At 39.9% G+C, this 20,174-nt stretch carries 21 protein-coding genes; 3 read left to right on the top strand and 18 right to left on the bottom strand.

Features of this window, described 5'->3' with window-relative positions; genetic code table 11:
• Positions 1–175: 175 nt before the first annotated feature.
• From HT718_RS00380 to HT718_RS00300, 17 genes are all read right to left on the bottom strand, one after another.
• Positions 176–1,519: a DEAD/DEAH box helicase gene (locus HT718_RS00380; RefSeq protein WP_173266541.1), complete on the bottom strand. Its 1,344-nt coding sequence runs from the start codon at positions 1,517–1,519 to the stop codon at positions 176–178.
• 140 nt (positions 1,520–1,659) lie between these two features.
• The gene (locus tag HT718_RS00375) at positions 1,660–2,475 is read right to left on the bottom strand and encodes an endonuclease/exonuclease/phosphatase family protein (protein ID WP_173266539.1); all 816 of its coding nucleotides are present in this window, start codon (positions 2,473–2,475) and stop codon (positions 1,660–1,662) included.
• A gap of 51 nt (positions 2,476–2,526) precedes the next feature.
• Positions 2,527–4,707, bottom strand: coding sequence for a PTS transporter subunit IIBC (locus tag HT718_RS00370; RefSeq protein WP_173266537.1), 2,181 nt, complete (start codon positions 4,705–4,707; stop codon positions 2,527–2,529).
• 185 nt (positions 4,708–4,892) lie between these two features.
• Positions 4,893–5,819, bottom strand: a complete 927-nt coding sequence (gene ftsX, locus HT718_RS00365) for a permease-like cell division protein FtsX (RefSeq protein ID WP_173266535.1) — start codon at positions 5,817–5,819, stop codon at positions 4,893–4,895.
• Positions 5,812–6,504 (bottom strand): cell division ATP-binding protein FtsE, encoded by a 693-nt coding sequence (gene ftsE / locus HT718_RS00360; protein WP_020900165.1) that lies wholly within the window; start codon positions 6,502–6,504, stop codon positions 5,812–5,814. The genes ftsX and ftsE overlap by 8 nt, the downstream gene beginning before the upstream one ends.
• Before the next feature lie 17 nt (positions 6,505–6,521).
• Positions 6,522–7,617, bottom strand: a protein-coding gene (gene prfB, locus HT718_RS00355; RefSeq protein ID WP_173266533.1) for a peptide chain release factor 2 whose coding sequence is annotated in 2 segments (ribosomal slippage) — positions 6,522–7,544 and positions 7,546–7,617 — 1,095 coding nt in all. Because the reading frame shifts where the segments join, the coding sequence is not laid out codon by codon here.
• A 106-nt stretch (positions 7,618–7,723) separates the two neighbouring features.
• Complete coding sequence (locus HT718_RS00350; RefSeq protein ID WP_049535410.1) at positions 7,724–8,380, bottom strand: CBS domain-containing protein; 657 nt, start codon at positions 8,378–8,380, stop codon at positions 7,724–7,726.
• A 415-nt stretch (positions 8,381–8,795) separates the two neighbouring features.
• Positions 8,796–9,506, bottom strand: a complete 711-nt coding sequence (locus HT718_RS00345) for an ABC transporter ATP-binding protein (protein WP_049541223.1) — start codon at positions 9,504–9,506, stop codon at positions 8,796–8,798.
• On the bottom strand, positions 9,506–10,270 hold the full coding sequence (locus HT718_RS00340) for an ABC transporter ATP-binding protein (RefSeq protein WP_173266531.1): 765 nt from the start codon (positions 10,268–10,270) through the stop codon (positions 9,506–9,508). The genes HT718_RS00345 and HT718_RS00340 overlap by 1 nt, the downstream gene beginning before the upstream one ends.
• Entirely contained in the window at positions 10,270–11,226 is a 957-nt protein-coding gene (locus tag HT718_RS00335) for a branched-chain amino acid ABC transporter permease (RefSeq protein WP_061088200.1), read from the bottom strand. Before HT718_RS00335 ends, HT718_RS00340 begins: the two co-directional genes overlap by 1 nt.
• Positions 11,227–11,229: 3 nt before the next feature.
• Complete coding sequence (locus tag HT718_RS00330) at positions 11,230–12,099, bottom strand: branched-chain amino acid ABC transporter permease (RefSeq protein WP_000941421.1); 870 nt, start codon at positions 12,097–12,099, stop codon at positions 11,230–11,232.
• Positions 12,100–12,367: 268 nt separating this feature from the next.
• The gene (locus tag HT718_RS00325) at positions 12,368–13,528 is read right to left on the bottom strand and encodes an ABC transporter substrate-binding protein (RefSeq protein ID WP_020900160.1); all 1,161 of its coding nucleotides are present in this window, start codon (positions 13,526–13,528) and stop codon (positions 12,368–12,370) included.
• 86 nt (positions 13,529–13,614) lie between these two features.
• A complete protein-coding gene (locus tag HT718_RS00320; protein ID WP_173266528.1) occupies positions 13,615–13,881 on the bottom strand; it encodes a YlbG family protein in 267 nt (88 codons plus the stop codon).
• 78 nt (positions 13,882–13,959) lie between these two features.
• Positions 13,960–14,550 (bottom strand): ATP-dependent Clp protease proteolytic subunit ClpP, encoded by a 591-nt coding sequence (gene clpP / locus HT718_RS00315; RefSeq protein WP_173266526.1) that lies wholly within the window; start codon positions 14,548–14,550, stop codon positions 13,960–13,962.
• Between the two features lie 173 nt (positions 14,551–14,723).
• Positions 14,724–15,353, bottom strand: a complete 630-nt coding sequence (upp, locus tag HT718_RS00310; protein ID WP_000515974.1) for a uracil phosphoribosyltransferase — start codon at positions 15,351–15,353, stop codon at positions 14,724–14,726.
• Positions 15,354–15,441: 88 nt separating this feature from the next.
• Complete coding sequence (locus HT718_RS00305; RefSeq protein WP_000136974.1) at positions 15,442–15,909, bottom strand: cytidine/deoxycytidylate deaminase family protein; 468 nt, start codon at positions 15,907–15,909, stop codon at positions 15,442–15,444.
• An 18-nt stretch (positions 15,910–15,927) separates the two neighbouring features.
• Complete coding sequence (locus HT718_RS00300) at positions 15,928–16,485, bottom strand: TetR/AcrR family transcriptional regulator (RefSeq protein WP_049541216.1); 558 nt, start codon at positions 16,483–16,485, stop codon at positions 15,928–15,930.
• Between the two features lie 124 nt (positions 16,486–16,609).
• On the opposite strand from HT718_RS00300, the gene HT718_RS00295 reads away from it, so the two are divergent.
• Genes HT718_RS00295 through HT718_RS00285 form a run of 3 tightly spaced genes read left to right on the top strand, consistent with a single transcriptional unit; the run spans position 16,610 to position 19,255 of the window.
• Positions 16,610–17,455, top strand: coding sequence for a DegV family protein (locus HT718_RS00295; RefSeq protein ID WP_173266524.1), 846 nt, complete (start codon positions 16,610–16,612; stop codon positions 17,453–17,455).
• Between the two features lie 57 nt (positions 17,456–17,512).
• Positions 17,513–18,685 (top strand): NAD(P)/FAD-dependent oxidoreductase, encoded by a 1,173-nt coding sequence (locus HT718_RS00290; RefSeq protein WP_173266522.1) that lies wholly within the window; start codon positions 17,513–17,515, stop codon positions 18,683–18,685.
• A 48-nt stretch (positions 18,686–18,733) separates the two neighbouring features.
• Positions 18,734–19,255 (top strand): DUF1697 domain-containing protein, encoded by a 522-nt coding sequence (locus HT718_RS00285; protein ID WP_173266520.1) that lies wholly within the window; start codon positions 18,734–18,736, stop codon positions 19,253–19,255.
• 41 nt (positions 19,256–19,296) lie between these two features.
• On the opposite strand, the gene HT718_RS00280 is transcribed toward HT718_RS00285, so the two are convergent.
• Complete coding sequence (locus tag HT718_RS00280) at positions 19,297–20,037, bottom strand: MerR family transcriptional regulator (protein ID WP_173266517.1); 741 nt, start codon at positions 20,035–20,037, stop codon at positions 19,297–19,299.
• Positions 20,038–20,174 lie beyond the last annotated feature (137 nt).

Below are 20,174 nucleotides of genomic sequence, written 5' to 3'. Positions count from 1 at the left end.
AAGTTCATAGATCTGAACTTTATCATCATAAGTTAATTTCATAATAAAAACACCCCAAAAGTTAGATTTTTTCTGTCTAACTTTTGGGGTGCAGTTCAAAATCTTGATATTATACGTTTTATTGTGGAAAGATTTTTTCCGTTTTTTACTAAAATTGAATTTTTCTCAACCTATTTTAAAATGTTTGGCGTTTTGCTTTACGCTCCGCACGACCGCGAGCACGATTTTCAGCACGCTTAGTTTTACGGCGTTTTTCATCAACCGCCCATTGAATTTTCTTCTTATAACCCGGTTTGACTTTTTTCTTTTTCTTTTTGACCAAACCAATCATTTCAATATCAAGCTTATCTTGCTTCTTCTCACGATTAGCACGACGATCTCGGTCATAGGTATCTTGAAATTCTCCGTCTTTGACCATCTTAGGAGTAAACTTGATTCCTAATTTCTCCAACTCACGGATATCCGAGTCATCACTTGGCTGGTAAAGGGTAATAGCTGTGCCAGCTAGGCCATTGCGTCCAGTACGACCAACACGGTGCACAAAAAAGGATAAATCTTGCGGAATGGCATCATTGATGACATGACTGACACCTTCAATATCAATCCCACGCGCCGCCAAGTCTGTTGCGACAATGTACTCAAAATCCAGATTTTTCACCTGATTCATGATTCGCTTGCGCTCACGAGGGGCAATATCCCCATGGATTTTTGCCACCTTCAATCCTTGAGCAGTCAGATATGAATGCAATTCATCAGCACGCGTCTTGGTGTTAACAAAAATCATTGCCAAATAAGGCTGCATCAACTGTGTCAACTGATAAATTTGAGCATTTTTGTCACGTCCCTTGGTAGAAATCAACCAATTATCAATGGTATCAGAAATGACCGTTTTGGTCTTGATTTTCTCCATAACAGGATTCGACAAGTATTTTTTCAAGAATGGTTGCAGTTTTTGTGGAATAGTCGCTGAGAAGACCATGAATTGCAGATCTTTTGGAAGGCTGCCAGCAATCTTATCAACAGTTTCCAAGAATCCCATATCCAAGGTCATGTCTGCCTCATCGACCACAAAGGTCTTAGCCTTGTGAATAGCTAGGTCACCAGACTTAACCAAGTCGTAGATACGGCCTGGTGTTCCAATAACAATATGAGGCTGATTACTTGCCAATTTCTCAATCTGGCGAGCTTTATCTGTCCCTCCCACATAATTAACCACACGAACTTCCACTTCTGAGTGAGTTGCAATCTGACGGGCTGCTTGGTAAATTTGAGTAGCCAACTCACGACTCGGTGCAGTAATCACTGCTTGTACACTATCGCTAGCTTCATCTAATTGCTGGAAAATCGGTAACAAGAAAGTGTGTGTCTTACCTGAACCTGTTTTTGATTCTCCAACTAAATCTCGACCTGCCAAGACAATAGGAATCAACTTATCTTGCACCTCTGTTGGAGTTTTAAATTTTAACTCCTCCAAGGCTTCTCTAATATAGTTTTTAAATTGAAATTTCGTAAATGACATAATATCCTCGATTCTATCTATCTTATCAATTATACCACATTTTATTACATTTCAGTAGTCTCACTTATTTAGACTATTTCCAGTAGCTTCTCTAGTCAGAAAAAGGCTGGAATTTTATAATCCCAACCTCTTTTAAATCTTTATTTCCAGTTTAAAATAGCATTCAAGCCATAGTGGTCACTGACTTGTGGACTCTTGTTACCATCAAATACGACATGTAAATTTTCTACCTCTAGCTCCTTGGTAGTAAAGACATAATCGATTCGAAGGGGTTCAGTGTTCCCTTTCCAGCCATCAATTTCTGGTGGAACAGTGTAGCTACCACTTTTCTCTTGAGCAACTTCAAATGCGTCTTGTAAGCCTAATGGACTAGCTAAAATCGCTTGGTAACCTTCCTGACCAGCTGGGTTGTTGAAATCCCCAGCAAGCAAAAGTGGCTTGTTCAATTCTTTCAAGACAGCTTCAAATCGTGCCCATTCTTCTTGGAACCCTTTATCCCACCAAGAAAGATGGACACTGGCAACTGCAAGATCCTTGCCATCGACTACAGTTTCAGCCAGGGCGACACGGCGAGTATGATAGTCTGTTGGATCATCCACATCTGAAACCAAAATTTCTCTTGCTTCAATAGGTGTTTTAGACAAGATAGCCACACCTTCGTGGTAGCGGTCATAACCGATATGGTTATAGGCCCAGGTCCAGTAGTAATTTTTCCCTTGCTCTGCCAACTTTTCAACCAAAAGTCTAACATAGTGGTCTTGGTGAATGGGCTCAGCTGCTGGCAAAGCTTGATAGAGATCATTAACCTCCACCTCTTGCGAGGTGATCTCCTGATTGATTTCTTGGAAACAAATCAAATCATAGTCTTTATAAAGAATATCTTCAAGCAAGAGCTGGAATTTTTCCTCAGCTTCTTTTTCCATCCAGCTATGAGTATTGAGTGTTAAAAATTTCATGCTTTTCTCCTAAAACAAGAGGTTGGAAAACAGCTTCCAACCTCAAGTATATTACAATTCTACTTTAGCAACTGCTGTTTTAGCTGCAAGAGAACCGGTTTGTTCTAATTTAACTGATTTAATAGCTTCAGCATTTGTGAATACAACTACTGTTGAAGTTTCACGACCTGCTGCACGGATAGCATCCAAGTCAGCTGTGACAAGAAGATCACCTGCTGCAACTTTTTGTCCTTCAGCTACATGAACTGTAAATGGTTTTCCTTCAAGACTTACTGTGTCCAAACCAATGTGAACCAATACTTCAAGACCTGCTTCAGTCACAAGACCAAGAGCATGTTTTGTAGGGAAGATGCTTGATACAGTACCTGAAACTGGAGATACAATGTTTCCATTTGCAGGTTCTACAGCAAATCCGTCACCCATCATTTTTTGAGCAAATACTGGATCTTTTACTTGTTCCAAAGCAAGAACTTGACCGTCAGCTACTGAGTAAACTTCCTCAGTAAGACCTTTGAAGTGAACAGTGTTTTGTTGTGCTTCAGTCATTTGACTTGGAAGAGTTTCAGGAATAATTTCACCTGAATCAAGGATATCTTGGATATCAGATTTCAATACGTCAGCTTTTGGTCCATAGATAGCTTGAACCCCTTGTCCTTTCATGACAAGACCCATAGCTCCTTCTGCTTTCCATTGTTCTGCATCACCGACTCTGTCAGCGTCTTTAACAGTTACACGAAGACGAGTCATACATGCATCCACATCAACGATGTTTGCACGTCCACCAAGAAGGTTGATAATGTTTACAGCTTGAGAACCTGCTGCAACTTTCACTTCATTGCTAGCTTCTTCTGAACCTTCAGCAGTTTCGTAGTTTCCGTTACGTCCTGGAGTTGCGTAGTTGAATTTTTGAATCATGAAGTTTGCAATAAAGTACATGATTACGGCAAAGAGAACAGTTACCCAAACAAAGTTAACGATATCCATACCGATACCAGCGCTAATCGCAATAGGTGTACGAGTCAAGAACTCGATTGAACCGAATGAGTGCATACGTAGGTTCACGACGTCAGCCATAGCGAAGGCCGCACCTTGAACAAGTGAGTAAACAAGATACATAGGTGTTGCGATGAACATGAACATGTATTCGATTGGTTCAGTCACCCCTGTCAAGAATGTTGCAAGAGCAGTTGCAATCATCATACCTTTGTATTTGTGTTTCTTGTCAGCATCAACATTACGGTAGATAGCCACAATCACACCCATCAAGATACCAAATGAACCGATCATTTGTCCAACTTTGAAACGAGCTGGGTGAACAGTATCTAACAAGTGTTGGTATTGACTAGCATCAGTACCTTTAAGGTTTACAAGGTCTGTTACCCATGCAAGCCATAGTGGGTCTTGACCAAATACTTGGCTACCTTTTGCTGCACCAGTTAAGACTTCATAAGTACCACCAAGAGCTGTGTAGTTCATTGGGATAGTCAACATGTGGTGAAGACCAAATGGCAAGAGCAAACGTTCCAATGTACCATACAAGAATGGTGCAAGGATTGGAGCAGTTTCTTGTGAGTTAGCAATCCAGATACCAAAGCTATTGATACCTGTTTGAACTACTGGCCAGAAAGCTGAAAGTACAATTGCAGCAATTACTGAACGAAGAATAACTACAAACGGTACAAAACGTTTTCCGTTAAAGAATGAAAGTGCATCAGGAAGCTTACGGAAGTTATAGTATTTATTGTAAGCAGTTGCTCCAATAAAACCAGAAATAATCCCTACGAAGACACCCATGTTAAGTGCTGGGGCTTCCATTACACTAATGAAGTAATCAGCAACTTTGATTGATCCACCAAAGAGTGTTGTTACCATAGCTTCTGGATTTTTCAACATATCTCCTGATACGCCAAAGATTGTACCAGTGATACGATTGATTAGGATAAAGGCAAGACCTGCCGCAAACGCACCACCAGCGCGTTCCTTAGCCCAGCTTCCTCCAATAGCGAGGGCGAACAAGATATGAAGGTTAACGATAACTCCCCAACCGATTTGCTCTAGTACACCACCAGTAATAACGAGTGGAGCAAAGTTAGGGTTAATCATCACAAGCGACTTACCGATTGAAATCATCAAACCAGCAGCCGGCATAACGGCGATAACTACCATCAAAGCCTTACCGAATTTTTGCCAAAACTCGAAAGACAAGACATTTTTGAATGTATCTTTCATCATTCAAATCTCCTTTATTTTTATTTAGGCAAACGTTTTACGAAAACGTTTGCACTTAACTATGTATTAATTATACCACTTTAATTTTTTTTGTAAAGGCTTTTATAAAAAAAAGTAAACTTTTTTCTAAAATTTTTGTAGTAAAAAAGGAGATATTAAAATCTCCTCAAATATACATCTATTCAAATTTAAATTTTTAAGAATCGACGCATTGAAATTCCTGATCCAATTGAACCAATAAAAATTCCAATAACAAACAAGAGGGCAATCATCAGTGGACTGAATAATTCTGGTGAAATCATCGAAAGATTTTGACCTACTAATGACTTATTGACCGATTGATAAACCATTCGATAAACAATAAAGACCAACACTGATGGCGCAGTTGCTCCAAGCAAACCAATGAAGGCACCTTCAAGTAAGAAAGGGCCACGGATATAACTATTCTTAGCACCAACCAAGCGCATAATTTGAATTTCGCGACTGCGGGAAATAATAGTAATACGAATGGTATTTGAAATCAAGAAGACTGCAATGAAAATCAAGAGTCCTGCTATAACTAAGCCCCAAACACGAATGAAGGAAGCAAGTTGGAAAAGACGTTGGGTGTTTGCACCACCATCTTGTACTTCTGACACCCCTTCAATTTTCTTAGCTTCTTCAGCTACTTTTTGAACATCACTCGGGGTATTTGTATCAACGATATAGGCATCATAGAGAGGATTAGCATCACCTTCAAAGATTTTCCAGTTGTCCCCCATTGTCTCAGTTAATTTTTCATATTGTTCTTCTTTACTTGAAAAGGTAACACTCTTAACTGTAGACATACCCTTCAAGGAATTATATACCTTGTGGTAGTCATTATTTGTAACAGTTTGACCCTCTTTTTCAATAGTTTCACTATTATCGGCTACGTCCTTACGAATGTATACCATTACCCGGACATTATTTTCAATATCTGTAGCTAGTTTCGCTGTATTGAAAATAACAGAGGCAAATATTGCAACCAAGGTCAAAGTAATCATGACTGAACTGACAGCAGCCACTGTCATCCAACCATTTCGTTTCAAACTTTTTAGTGATTCAAATAAATGGCGAAAAAATCTACTAATCATCGTATCCATACTCTCCTTTTGATTCGTCACGAACGACACGGCCATTTTCAATGGCAATGACACGGTGGCGCAAGGTATTTACAATCTGGCTATTATGAGTCGCCATTAAAATAGTTGTCCCTTGTAGGTTAATCCGTTCCAAAAGATTCATAATTTCCCATGAATTATCCGGATCCAAGTTTCCTGTTGGTTCATCGGCTATCAATACTTTGGGATTGTTTACAATAGCACGCGCAATCGCAATTCGCTGTTGTTCTCCACCTGAGAGCTCATTTGGGAAAGAACGAACCTTGTGCTTCAGCCCAACCAAGTCCAAAACTTCCATCACACGTTTTTTGATATTACGACGATTTTCCCCGATTACTTCCATAGCATAAGCAATATTTTCGTAGACAGTTTTCTTAGGTAAGAGTTTATAGTCCTGGAAGACTACTCCAACACTACGACGAAGTAGAGGAATATCTTTCTTCTTAATTTTTACCAGATTAAAACCTGCAACTGTTAGGCTTCCTTTATCAATTTTTACTTCACGATATAGAGAACGAATAAAGGTTGACTTCCCTGCTCCTGAAGGTCCTACGATATAAGCAAATTCTCCTGGGTCAACGCTGACCGAAACACCTCGTAGAGCAGTCGTTCCATTGTCGTATTTTTTGACGACATCTCTCATTTCAATAATTGACATGTGAGTTCCTTTCTATCTTAGCTAATTCTCCACTTGAGATAGGCATCGATAAAACCATCTAGGTCCCCATCCATAACCTTATCTACCTGAGCAACCTCAAAGCTAGTTCTGTGATCTTTTACCATAGTATAGGGTGTGAAGACATAAGAACGGATTTGGCTTCCCCATGTGATTTCTTTTTTCTCACCCTTGAGGGAATCAACTTCCGCAGCTTTCTTTTCTTGTTCCATTTGATAGAGCTTAGCCTGTAACATCTTCATAGCTCGATCTCTATTTCCATACTGGGTGCGATCAACCGTTGATTGGACAACAATTCCAGTTGGAATGTGTGTCAAACGCACACCCGTTGAAACCTTATTGACGTTTTGTCCACCGGCACCACCTGAACGGAAGGTATCCATCTTGATATCATCTTCACGAATTTCCACTTCAATGGTATCATCCAATTCTGGCATTACTTCTACGGATGTGAAAGAGGTATGGCGACGTTTGGCAGAGTCGAACGGCGAAATTCGCACCAAACGGTGAACTCCCATTTCTGACTTGAGAAGGCCATAGGCATTAGGTCCTTCAAACGATAAGGTTACTGACTTGATACCTGCCTCATCACCTGCTTGATAATCCAAGACTTCTACTTTAAAGCCTTTAGTATTTCCGTAGCGAGTGTACATACGAAGCAACATATCACCCCAGTCCTGAGCCTCAGTTCCACCAGAACCTGGATGGATTTCCAAGATGGCATTATTATGGTCATAAGGTTCTGATAAGAGAAGGGTCATCTCGTAACTGGTCATCATCTTGTCAAGTTCTGATAACTGTTCAACCAGTTCCTCATGCACTGACTCGTCTTCAGCCAAAAAGTCTAATAAAATTTCGACTTCATCTTGCAACTCTTCCATTTTATGGAAGGTATTATAGGTATTTTTTAATTCACTCAATTCTTGCGACGTTTTTTGGGCCGCGATATTATCGTTCCAAAAATCAGGTTCTGTCATCTTGTTTTCCAAGATGGCAATCTCTTCCTCTAAACCTTCGAGGTCAAAGAGACCCCCTGAAAGAAGCTAATTTTTCACGATTTGCGTCAATTTTTTGACGAATTTCTGAAATGTCCATAAATACTCCTTTTTTATATCGTTTTATTATACCATATTCTCTCATTTCTTTCCATCTTTTGCTCTCCCCCATTACATGTAAAAAAGAAGCCTTTCGGCTTCCATACTTACAAAATTTTAGCAGAAGTACGACTAATCTCTTCTACTTGAATATTCTTGGCTTCAAATTTTTCTTTCAAGGCTGGTAAATCAATTGAGCCATCAATTTGAACTTCGATAATCACCTTACCATCCTTACGTGGAATATTTACTGTATGTGAGATATTCAAATTTTCTTCTACAATCAAAGAAACAATTTTTCCAAGAACGCCAACTTCATCTTCTGTAACGAAGCGCACACGAATTCCTTCTTCACCATAACCAGAAATTTCAAGAAAGGCTTGGAAAACGTCACGGTCAGTAATAACTCCGTATACTTGATGGTTATCTACGACAGGAAGAATACCAATCTTATTTTTCAACATCAAATAAGTTGCATCCTCTAGACTCGCATAGCCTGAAACAGTGACAACATCGCGAATCATAACATCTTTTACTTTTGTCTTATTTAGAAGATAGTTCATCTCATAGATAGAAAGACTTGTTGCTTTTGATGGACTTGCTTGGGCAATTGTTCCCTCTGTCACCAAACCAACCAATTGATCATTTTCGATAACAGGCAAGCGGTGTAATCCTTGCTCTCTCATCAAATCTGCTGCATGAGATACTGTTGTATCTGGACTAATATAAACTACCTTGCGGGTCATAAAATCTTTAACTGCCATGAGACTTCTCCTTTTCTATTCTTATCCCTATTATACAATCTTTTTGTAAATCTATCAAACGCTTACATTTCTTTTTCAAAATTCAGAAAAGTATGAATAAGCTAGCAAAAAGAGCTCTAAAATCGAGCTCTGTGAATGAAGGATAGACAGCTTCATTCTGTTCTGTTTCAATGATTAGGAGCTAACCTTCCAGTGCAGATGAGAATTGCTTACGCAATCTCTATCTGCCGACTAAAAAGGTACCTCGGACTATAATGATGATTACTTCGTAATATCCATCCGCAACCTAAACTAGTCTCCCAGACTATGAGAAGACTGCTTCGCAATCTCCATCTGCCGACTAAAACAATCCACTGGATTCTGATGATTGCTTCGCAATCTTCATCTACCGACTAAAAAGGTTCCCCGGACCTTTTTAGCCACCCAGATATGCTTTTCTGACTTCTTCTGATGAGGCGAGTTCTTTTCCTGTTCCTGATAGAACGATTTTTCCTGTTTCCAATACATAACCTCGGTCAGAGATTGCCAGTGCCTTATTGGCATTTTGTTCAATCAAGAGGACGGTTGTTCCTTGATTCTGGATATCTTGAATGATATCAAAAATCTCTTGGATAAAGATTGGGGCAAGTCCCATTGATGGTTCATCTAAAAGAAGAAGTTTTGGTGTTGACATAAGAGCACGTCCCATGGCAAGCATTTGTTGTTCCCCTCCTGAAAGAGTGGCTGCATCTTGGTTCTTTCGTTCTTCAAGACGTGGGAAGCGTGAGAAAACTTTCTTTAAATTAGCTTGATTTTCTTCACGATTTTTCTTTAAGAAAGCTCCCATTTCTAGATTTTCCATAACTGTCAATCCAGGGAAGACGTGGCGTCCTTCTGGTACTTGTGAGAGTCCACCTGCCACGATTTTCTGAGCTGGCATTTTTTGGATTTCTTGACCTAAAAATTCAATCTTTCCTGAGCTTGGTCGAACTAGACCTGACAAGGTACGGAGAATAGTTGTCTTACCAGCACCATTGGCACCGATAAGGGAAACGACTTCTCCTTCATTAACTTCAAAGCTTACATCACGGACTGCTTGGATCATGCCGTAATGCACAGAAAGATTATCAACTTTTAACATAGACATTAGGCTTCACCTCCTAGATAAGCTTCGATAACGCGTTTATTGGTCTTAATTTCGTCCGGAGTTCCCTGAGCAATCAAACGACCGTATTCAAGTACGTAGATGCGTTCTGTTACTTCCATGACCAGATTCATATCGTGTTCAATCAGCATAATCGTAATCTTAAATTCATCTTTGATACGACGAATTAACTCAGTCAATTCAGCAGTTTCCTGCGGGTTCATACCTGCGGCTGGTTCATCCAAAAAGAGAATTTTAGGTTCCGTAGCGAGGGCACGAACAATTTCCAAACGACGTTGCTGTCCGTAGGCAAGGTTTTTAGCAAGAGTTTCTGCATCACCATCTAAATCAAAGATTTTCAACAATTCCAAAGCCTTAGCCTTTAATTCTTTTTCACTCTTATAAAAAGCTGGTAAGCGTAAAAAACTATCAAAAACATGTTGCTTGTGATGGTTGCCAAAGGCAATCAAAACATTGTCCAAAACGGTCAAATCTTTAAAGAGGCGGATATTTTGGAAAGTACGTCCAAGGCCCAAAGAGGCAATCTTATAAGGTGCCTTTCCATTCAAAAGATGACCATCAAGGGTTACTGTTCCCTCACTCGGTTCATAAACACCCGTCAAGAGGTTGAAAAGAGTAGTTTTACCAGCTCCATTTGGACCGATTAGTCCAACTAATTCCCCTTCGTTCAATTCAAGAGTCACATCTCCAACAGCTGTTAGACCGCCAAAATGTTTGGTTAACTGTTTTACTTCAAGTAATGCCATTAGTTTTGTTCCTCCTTCTTAGATTTTTTAAAGAAACGTGATAGGCTCAATTCCCATGTTCCAAGGAGTCCACCTGGTCTGAAAATCATTACCAATACCAAGGCCAAAGCGTAGATAATCATACGTACGCTAGCAACATCTTGGAGAAGCATATTCAAAATTCCAAGGACAATAGCTGAAACGATCGCACCCGTAATGGAACCAAGTCCACCAAATACAACAATAATCAAAACGTTGATCGAGTTGATGAAGGTGTAATCTTTCGGTACAACAGAGCCGATAAATCCTGCCTGAAGTGACCCTGCAATACTTGCAGTAATGGCACCAAAGACAAAGGCGATAATTTTAATTTTAGTCGTATTAACCCCAACTGACTCAGCAGCGATTTCATCCTCACGAACAGATAGGGTTGAACGACCAATCGGGCTACGCAAGAAGTTCAATGTTGCAATGGTTGTAATCACAACAAAGAAGTATACCATTTGCCAAGTTGTAAAGTTAGGAATTCCCAAGATACCTGCCGCACCATTTGTAAGGCTTCCGCCATTGATGATAAAGATACGAATAATTTCAGAAACACCTAGAGTCGCTACCGCAAGATAGTCACCCTTCAAACGCAAGGTTGGAATTCCGACAAGCAAGGCAACTGCTCCTGAAATCAAAGCCCCTACAAGCATAGCTCCAAAGAAGGCACCGTAGGTTGGTGATTTAGAACCAATAATAGCTGCTGCATAGGCACCAATCGCCATGAAACCAGCATGCCCAAGTGAAAATTGTCCAGAAAAACCAACGATTAAGTTAAGACCAACAGCCAGAATAATATTAATTCCAATTTGTTGTAAAATCTGTACATAGAATAGGTTGAGTACTCCGACTGAAACCAGTACACTAATCAAGCCATAGCCAGCTAACAAAAGGAGTAACCATAGAATATTAACTTTTAAATTTTCTTTCATCGTTTACACCTTCTCTTTCACATTTTTACCAAGGATACCAGCTGGGCGGACAATCAAGATCAACAACAAGATTCCATAAACAATGGCATCACGGAAATCTGACATTCCAAAAGCTGTCGCAAAGGTTTCCAATAGACCAATTACAAAGCCACCGAGAGCCGCACCAGGAATAATTCCGATACCACCAAGTACTGCGGCAACGAAAGACTTAAGACCTGGAGTAACCCCCATCAAAGGCTCAAGAGAGTTATAGTAGAGGGCAATCAGAACACCAGCCGCACCCGCAAGAGCTGAACCCAAAGCGAAGGTAAAGCTGATAGTACGGTTTACATTGATCCCCATCAATTGCGCCGCATCGCTATCTACGGATACAGCACGCATGGCTTTCCCCATCTTGGTCTTTTGAACAATAACTTGTAACAAAATCATCAAAATCAAGGAAATGGCCAAAATCATTAACTGAACGTTTGTTAGGCTAATTGGTCCCAAATCATAGCGAACTGTTTGAATCGCTTGAGGGAAGGCACGAGTATTGGCACCAACCAGATAGACCATCCCATACTCCAATAAGAAGGAAACCCCAATAGCTGTAATCAAAACAGCAATACGAGTAGAGTGACGCAAAGGTCGGTAAGCAAGAAACTCAATCACGACACCAAGAATGGCTGTCGCAAGCATAGCTACAATAAGAGCTACAAAGAAATTCATTTGGAAAGAATTAATCAAGAAATAACCGATAAAGGCTCCCATCATATAAATATCACCGTGGGCGAAGTTGATAAGCTTGATAATTCCGTAAACCATGGTATACCCTAGGGCTAACAGCGCATAAACACTACCTAGAATCAAACCATTTACTAGTTGTTGGAGCATAAGATTCACTCTTTCTATTTATAATTTCGAGGGTTTTCCCTCAATTTTTGATAGGTTCTTATACTCAATGAAAATCAAAGAGCAAACTAGAAAACTAGCCGCAGGTTGCTCAAAGCACTGCTTTGAGGTTGTAGATAAGACTGACGAAGTCAGTCACATATATAATCCAAGGCGACGTTGACGCGGTTTGAATTTGATTTTCGAAGAGTACTAAACATCGAAACAGGGAGTGAGTCCGAGGCTCATTCCCTATTTCAACATTTTTCTATTATGGTTTTACAACTTCTGCTGCTTCAACCTTACCATTGTTCATGGTCATCATGTAAGCAGTTTTGACTGTGTTGTGGTCTGCATCGAAGCTTGTTTGACCAGTTACACCTTCAAAGTCTTTTGTTTTAGCAAGGTTATCCTTGATTTCACCAGAGTTTTTAGCACCTTTTGCTGCGTTTGCTACAAGGTGAACTGAGTCATAAGCCAAGGCTGCAAACGTTGAAGGCTCTTCATTGTACTTAGCGCGGTAAGCCTCAAGGAAAGCTTTTGCTTTAGCTGAAACTTCTACAGTAGTAGAGAAGCCTGAGATAAAGTAGATGTTTGATGCTTTTTCAGCAGTTGCTTGTTGTACAAACTCTTCACCGTTGAATCCATCACCACCAACGATTGGTTTGTCAATTCCCATACCACGCGCTTGGTTTACAATTTTACCAGCTTCGGTGTAATAACCAGGAACAACGATAGCATCAAAGTCTTTCCCTTTCATTTTTGTAAGGGCTGCTTGGAAGTCTGTGTCACCTGCTACGAAAGTCTCATCTGCAACGATTTCACCCTTATAAGCTTCACGGAAGGCTTTGGCAATACCTTTGGCATAGTCACTAGCATTGTCAGTGTAAAGAACAACTTTCTTAGCTTGCAATTTATCAGAAACATAGTTTGAGATAATTTTTCCTTGGAAGCTATCTTGGAAAGTTCCGATAAAGAGGTAATCTTGACCTTTAGTCAATCCATCTTGAGTCGCACTTGGCGAAATCAATGGAACACCTGCTTTTGTAGCGTTCGCTACCGCAGCTGCAGTTGCACCAGATGTCGCAGGTCCTACGATTGCTGATACTTTAGATTGAGTTACAAGGTTAGTTGTTACTGAAGCCGCCTCAGCTGTTTCAGACTTGTTATCTTTATCGACTACTTCGATTTGTTTTCCGTCGATACCACCTGCTGCATTGATTTCATCAACAGCAAGTTGGGCACCTTTTTGTTCAGATGTCCCATAGGCTGCTACAGCACCAGTTTCTTCAAAGTTAAATCCGATTTTGATTGTCTTTTCATCTACTGAGTTACCAGCAGCGTTTGACGCTCCAGACTTCACTTCTCCACAGGCTGCAAGAAGTGCTACACTTGCAAGTGCCACAAACGATAGGGCAAATTTTTTCTTCATTTTTTTGTCTCCTTATTTCTTAAATAAATAGCATGTTAAGAATATACCGAATTATCAGAAAATTGTCAACACTTTTCTTAAACTTTTTAGATGATAACGTTTTCCTCTCGATAAAGATTGCCAACAAAGGGGTGTTCTAATTCTTGGATATGACAAACTCTGACTTTTTTTATAAATTTTTCCTTGCTCAAGTGTCCGACCAATTGCTCCACTTCTTGAGTTGGAACATAGAGTTGTAAGTAACGATGTTTCTTGGAATGATAGGTAATATCTCCATAATCCTGCAGTTTTTTTGCATCACGATTATAGTAAAGATAGATAATCAAGCCAGAGCGATTGACTTTTTCAAACATGATAAATCCTCTTTCTAAGAAATCTCTCCCTATTATACCAAAAAAAGCAAACTCCGTCGAGTTTGCTTTCTATCATCATTAGTTCAATGAATTGTTGGTCATGATTTCATCAATAAAGCCATATTCAAGTGTTTCTTGGGCACTCATCCAGTTATCGCGTTCTGCATCTGCATGGACTTTTTCGATTGACTGACCTGAATTTTCAGCCAAGATTTTTTCCAAGGTATTACGAGTTTTAAGCAAGTGTTCTGCAGCGATCGCCATATCGGTTTGTTGAGTACCACCACCTGTACCACCCATTGGTTGGTGGATCATGTACTCAGCATTTGGAAGCATGAAACGTTTGCCTTTTGCTCCACTTGATGCGATGACCGTCCCCATGGATGCAGCCATTCCCATAACGATGGTTTGGACATCTGCCTTGATAAAATTCATAGTATCAACGATTGCCAAACCAGCTGAAACTGAACCACCAGGTGTGTTTACATAAAGGTAAATATCTTTTGTACTATCTTGGGCATCCAAGAAAAGCAACTGGGCAATAACAGAGTTAGCCATATTGTCTTCAACTGGACCTGTCAGCATAATGATGCGGTCTTTGAGAAGACGTGAGTAAATATCGTAGGAACGTTCTCCTCGGCTTGTTTGTTCAATAACTACAGGAATCATTTATTTCTCCTTTTGAGTTTTAATTTTGTTTGTCAGATGACTGAAGATAAGACTATTATAATATCTTGGTCAAAAAAGGTCAAATTTTTGCTCTGTTTTCATTAGACAGAAACAAAAATTCAACCTCCTTTCGTTACTAGAAATTCTTTTCCAAGTCAATCTTCTTTTCGATCTTATTTCGTACCGAACAAGCGATCTCCAGCATCTCCAAGACCTGGAACGATATAACCGTGTTCGTTCAAGCGTTCATCCAAGGCTGCTGTAAAGATTTCTACATCTGGATGAGCTTCTTGAAGGGCTTTAACACCTTCTGGAGCAGATACAAGGCAGACAAATTTGATATTTGATGCGCCACGTTTTTTAAGAGAATCAACAGCTAAGATTGCTGATCCACCTGTTGCCAACATTGGATCTACCACAAAAATTTGACGTTGGTCAATATCTTCAGGCAATTTTACCAAGTACTCAACTGGTTGAAGCGTTTCTTCATCACGGTACATACCGATGTGACCAACTTTAGCAGCTGGAACCAAGCTCAAGAGCCCATCAACCATCCCGATACCTGCACGCAAGATTGGAACGATGGCCAATTTCTTACCTGCCAATTGTTTTTGAACTGTTTTTGTAATTGGTGTTTCGATTTCCACATCTTCTAGTGGAAGATCACGAAGTACTTCATACCCCATCAACATTGCAATCTCATCTACTAGCTCACGGAAAGCTTTTGTAGAAGTATCTGTACGACGCAAGATTGACAATTTGTGTTGAATCAGTGGATGATTAATAACTTCAATTTTTCCCATTTTTGGAATTCCTTCTTTCAATTTATTCTTCTTATTATACCAAAAAACGGTTTAAAAATCTTTCTAAACCATTTATTTTTGATAATTTTTACATCAAATCTGCCTCTTTAAGAGCTTCCTGTACAGTCTCAAGTGGTAAATGAGTCAATTCTGTCCCTTTTTCTTGATAAAGGTATTGGGCATAGTCATCCATTCGGTACTGGTTGATATAAACCACGCGCTTGCAACCGACCTGCAGCAATTGTTTCGTGCAATTCAGACAAGGAAAGTGTGTCACATAGGCTGTAAATCCTTTAGGAACACCACGCTCAGCACCTTGGAGAATGGCATTAACCTCAGCGTGAAGGGTGCGAACACAGTGACCTTCGATAACCAGACATTCGTGGTCAATACAATGCTCAGTCCCTGACACCGAACCATTGTAACCAGTGGAAATCACCTTATTATCCTTTACCAGAATTGCGCCCACTTTGGCACGTTTACAAGTGGAACGATTGGCAATTAGTAGAGCTTGAGCTGCAAAATACTCATCCCAGGCTAGTCTTTTTTCAGTCATATCTCTTCTCCTTTTTCTCTATTTTTTAAAAAATGGTAACCGTAAGTCCGCAATCTTTTCAGCTGGTACCTTCATACCATCCTTGATCCATTTTAGGAGAACAGAGACGATGGCTGAACTCCAGAAGGAATGAAGATAAGAGCTGACACCTTTTGATTTTCCATAGTATTTTTCTAGAAATTCCTGCATGGCTTGGACAAAGATTTTTTCCAGATGGTAATCCAAAGCCAATTGAATCACTCTGGCTTCCTTTCTTGCCTCCCGGAAAAGGTGAACCCATACCAGATAAAGGTCTGTCTTTAGATCGTAATGATGCAGCTGCTCCATGATATTATGGATAGTTCGTTTAAAGACGCTTTCTAAAATTTCTTCTTTGGAATCATAATTGCGATAAAAGGCCGCACGAGAAACGCCTGCACGTTTGACCAATTCAGAAATACTAATCTTAGTCAAGTCCTTTTTTTCCAAGAGTTGCAAGAGGGCTGTTTCAATGGCTTCTCTAGTTAATAAATTGGATTCTTGGTTTGATTTTCTGAGATTTTCAAGAGACTTTTCAGAGATTCTACGTTCAGACATAACATTTTCTTTCTACTTGTCACAACAGACCGATGAGGCTTTTGTTTCAAGGGCTTTCATGATATAATTGTAAAAAAAGACAGAACCTTTGTCAATGTATAACTGACAAAGATGGAGAATTTCTATGACTTGGAAGATTATTGCTGACTCTGGTTGTGATTATCGTCAGCTGGCAACACCAGCTATTGACACGACCTTTGTAAGTGTCCCCTTAACCATTCAAGTAGCTGATCAGGTCTTTGTTGATGATGCCAGTCTTGACATTGATCAAATGATGGAAACCATGTATGCAACTGCAGAAGCTTCAAAATCAGCTTGTCCAAGCCCAGATGATTATTTGCGAGCATTTGAAGGTGCCAAAAACATTTTCCTAGTAACCATCACGGGTACTCTTTCTGGCAGCCACAATAGTGCTCAACTAGCTAAGAATATTTATCTGGAAGAACATCCTGATACTAAAATTCATGTAATTGATAGTTTGTCTGCTGGTGGGGAAGTTGACTTGCTCGTAGAAAAATTAAATGACTTGATTGACCAGGGCTTATCTTTTGAAGAAGTAGTTGAAGCTATCACTGCCTATCAAGAAAAAACCAAGTTACTTTTTGTCCTAGCCAAAGTCGATAACTTGGTGAAGAACGGCCGTTTGAGCAAGCTTATCGGTACAGTCGTTGGCCTTCTAAATATCCGCATGGTCGGAGAAGCTAGTGAAACTGGAACCCTCGAATTACTACAAAAAGCACGAGGTCCAAAGAAATCAGTTCAAGCTGCCTATGATGAAATCATTAAAGCTGGATATGCTGGTGGCCGTATTGTCATGGCCCAACGCAATAACGAGAAATGTTGCCAACAGCTTTCAGACCGAATCCGTGAAACCTTCCCATATGCGGATATTAAGATTCTCCCAACCTCTGGCCTCTGCAGTTTCTATGCAGAAGATGGTGGTTTGCTGATGGGATATGAAATTGATTAATTACATTCTTGACAAGAGGTGACTTCATCTCTTGTTTTTTTGTGGTACAATAGAGCTATGAAACATTTTGATACTATTGTCATCGGTGGAGGTCCTGCTGGCATGATGGCTACGATTTCCAGTAGCTTTTATGGACAGAAAACCCTCCTCATCGAAAAAAATCGGAAACTTGGAAAGAAATTAGCTGGAACTGGTGGGGGACGTTGCAATGTAACTAACAACGGAACTCTAGACGACCTACTAGCTGGAATCCCTGGGAACGGACGCTTTCTTTACAGTGTCTTCTCTCAGTTTGATAACCATGATATCATTAACTTTTTTACAGAAAATGGTGTTAAACTTAAGGTCGAAGACCACGGCCGCGTCTTTCCTGCTAGTGACAAGTCTCGAACCATTATCGAAGCCTTGGAAAAGAAAATCACTGAGCTAGGTGGTCAAGTCGCTACTCAAACCGAGATTGTTTCGGTTAAAAAGGTGGATGACCAGTTTGTTCTTAAGTCAGCGGATCAAAGCTTCACTTGTGATAAACTGATTGTCACAACTGGTGGAAAATCCTATCCTTCCACAGGCTCGACTGGTTTCGGTCACGAAATTGCCCGTCATTTTAAGCACACCATTACCGAGCTTGAGGCTGCTGAAAGTCCATTATTGACGGATTTTCCACATAAGGCCTTACAAGGGATTTCTCTGGATGATGTGACCCTAAGTTATGGCAAACATGTCATCACTCACGATCTACTTTTTACCCACTTTGGTTTATCCGGCCCTGCTGCTCTGCGTATGTCTAGCTTTGTTAAGGGTGGAGAAGTCCTTTCACTGGATGTTCTACCTCAACTTTCTGAGAAGGACTTGGTTGTATTTCTAGAAGAAAATCGTGAAAAATCCTTGAAAAATACCTTAAAATCTTTGCTTCCAGAACGCTTGGCAGAATTTTTTGTGCAAGGCTATCCTGAAAAAGTCAAACAACTGACTGAAAAGGAACGCGAGCAACTTCTCCAGTCTATCAAGGTTCTCAAAATCCCTGTGACTGGCAAAATGTCTCTTGCCAAATCCTTTGTCACAAAAGGGGGCGTCAGTCTCAAGGAAATCAATCCCAAAAATCTGGAAAGTAAGCTAGTTTCTGGACTCCACTTTGCTGGCGAGGTCATGGATATCAACGCCCACACAGGTGGCTTTAACATCACTTCTGCCCTCTGTACCGGCTGGGTGGCTGGATCAAATTCATTCTAAATATACATTACTCAATGGAACAATCCACCCCAAAAGAAAGGAACAACTTTGGAACATATTATCTTATTAAGGGGAGTTACTCCTAATGGAAAAAATGCTATCCCTAAAATGTCTTATCTAGTAGATATCTTAACAGAAGCTGGTTTTCAACAAGTTCGAACCTATATTCAAAGTGGGAATATCATTCTTGAAAGTGACTTAGATTTAGAAACAATACGAGAACGTGTTCATACTCTAATAAAGGAAAAAATTGGAGCCGATCTCAAAATAATCATTAAGAATAAGGATTTTCTTGAAAACATTGTCCAAGAAAATCCGTTTGGAGAACACTATCTTTATGACCGTGTACACGTGATTTTTTATCAAGAACCTATTCAAAGTCTTCCTTTAGAAAAATTAAAAATTGATTACGGCGAAGAAGAAATTTGTGTCGGTAACCACTGTCTCTACCTCTATCTCCCTAGAACTGCAAAACAAAAAAAGCTCAATACTAACTATCTTGAAAAGCTTTTCAATGTAGATTTGACCATGCGAAAACTAAATGTGGTAGAAAAATTATTAAGCAAGTAGTACTTGAATTTAGAAAAAATCGGAAGAATACTCCTCCGATTTTATTTTGTATTAGTTTGGACATAGTGGGCAATGACATCTGATGTGTACTGGGCTGTTCCTGTTCCAAATTTGTCAATGTTTTCCTTAAACTCTGGATTATAGACATAGCCTTTTCCAATATGACCAAAGACCTCAATAGAGCAGTCAAATCCATAAGTACGAATGGCTTGCAAGAGTTTGGCTGCTTCTTCTTGGTTTTCAGACGCTGTTATCGGTAGACCAGCTTGAAGATTTTGTGCCAATGCTTTAAAGACTTGATTGAAGGCAGCCGTAGCCTCATCTTCGTGACCTTTTTGGCGCTCCAGCGCTTGGTCCATGACTTCTTGTCCATATTTCTCTACCGCCTCTTGGTGGTATTTTTGATTGTCTTGGTAGTTAAATCCAGCGAATTTCTCTTGAATGTTCATTTCTCTTTCTCCTTTTTGTTCTTGAATGGTTTTTTGCAAGGTGGAAATCAAGCTATCCAGGTGTTGCCTTTCTCGAATCAAATACTCCAACTGCCTAGTCAAATGGGGCAATAAATCTGTCCTTTCTTCCTTTAATAGCTCTGCTATTTTTTCTAAAGAAAAACCTAGATATTTGTAATAAAGAATGACCTGAAGTCTCTCCAAATCCTCTTGACTGTAGGTTCGATACCCCTTTTCCGACTTTAAAGGAACCAAAAGTCCTATCTTATCGTAGTGGTGCAATGTCTTGACAGAGACACCTGAAAGCTGCGCAGCTTCTTTTATATGGTACATGATTTCCTCCTTACAATAATAGTATACCCCCTCCCCTTAGGTCAGAGTCAAGCGTTTTTGTGAGATTTTTTAAACTTTTTGAGAAAGGTGTGAAAACTTGAAAATGGTTTTCTTGACAGACCTTAGAAAACATGATA

Source organism: Streptococcus sp. 714 (genome assembly GCF_013277115.1).
Classification (GTDB): Bacteria; Bacillota; Bacilli; order Lactobacillales; family Streptococcaceae; genus Streptococcus.
This window is presented reverse-complemented; position numbering and strand designations above follow the sequence as displayed.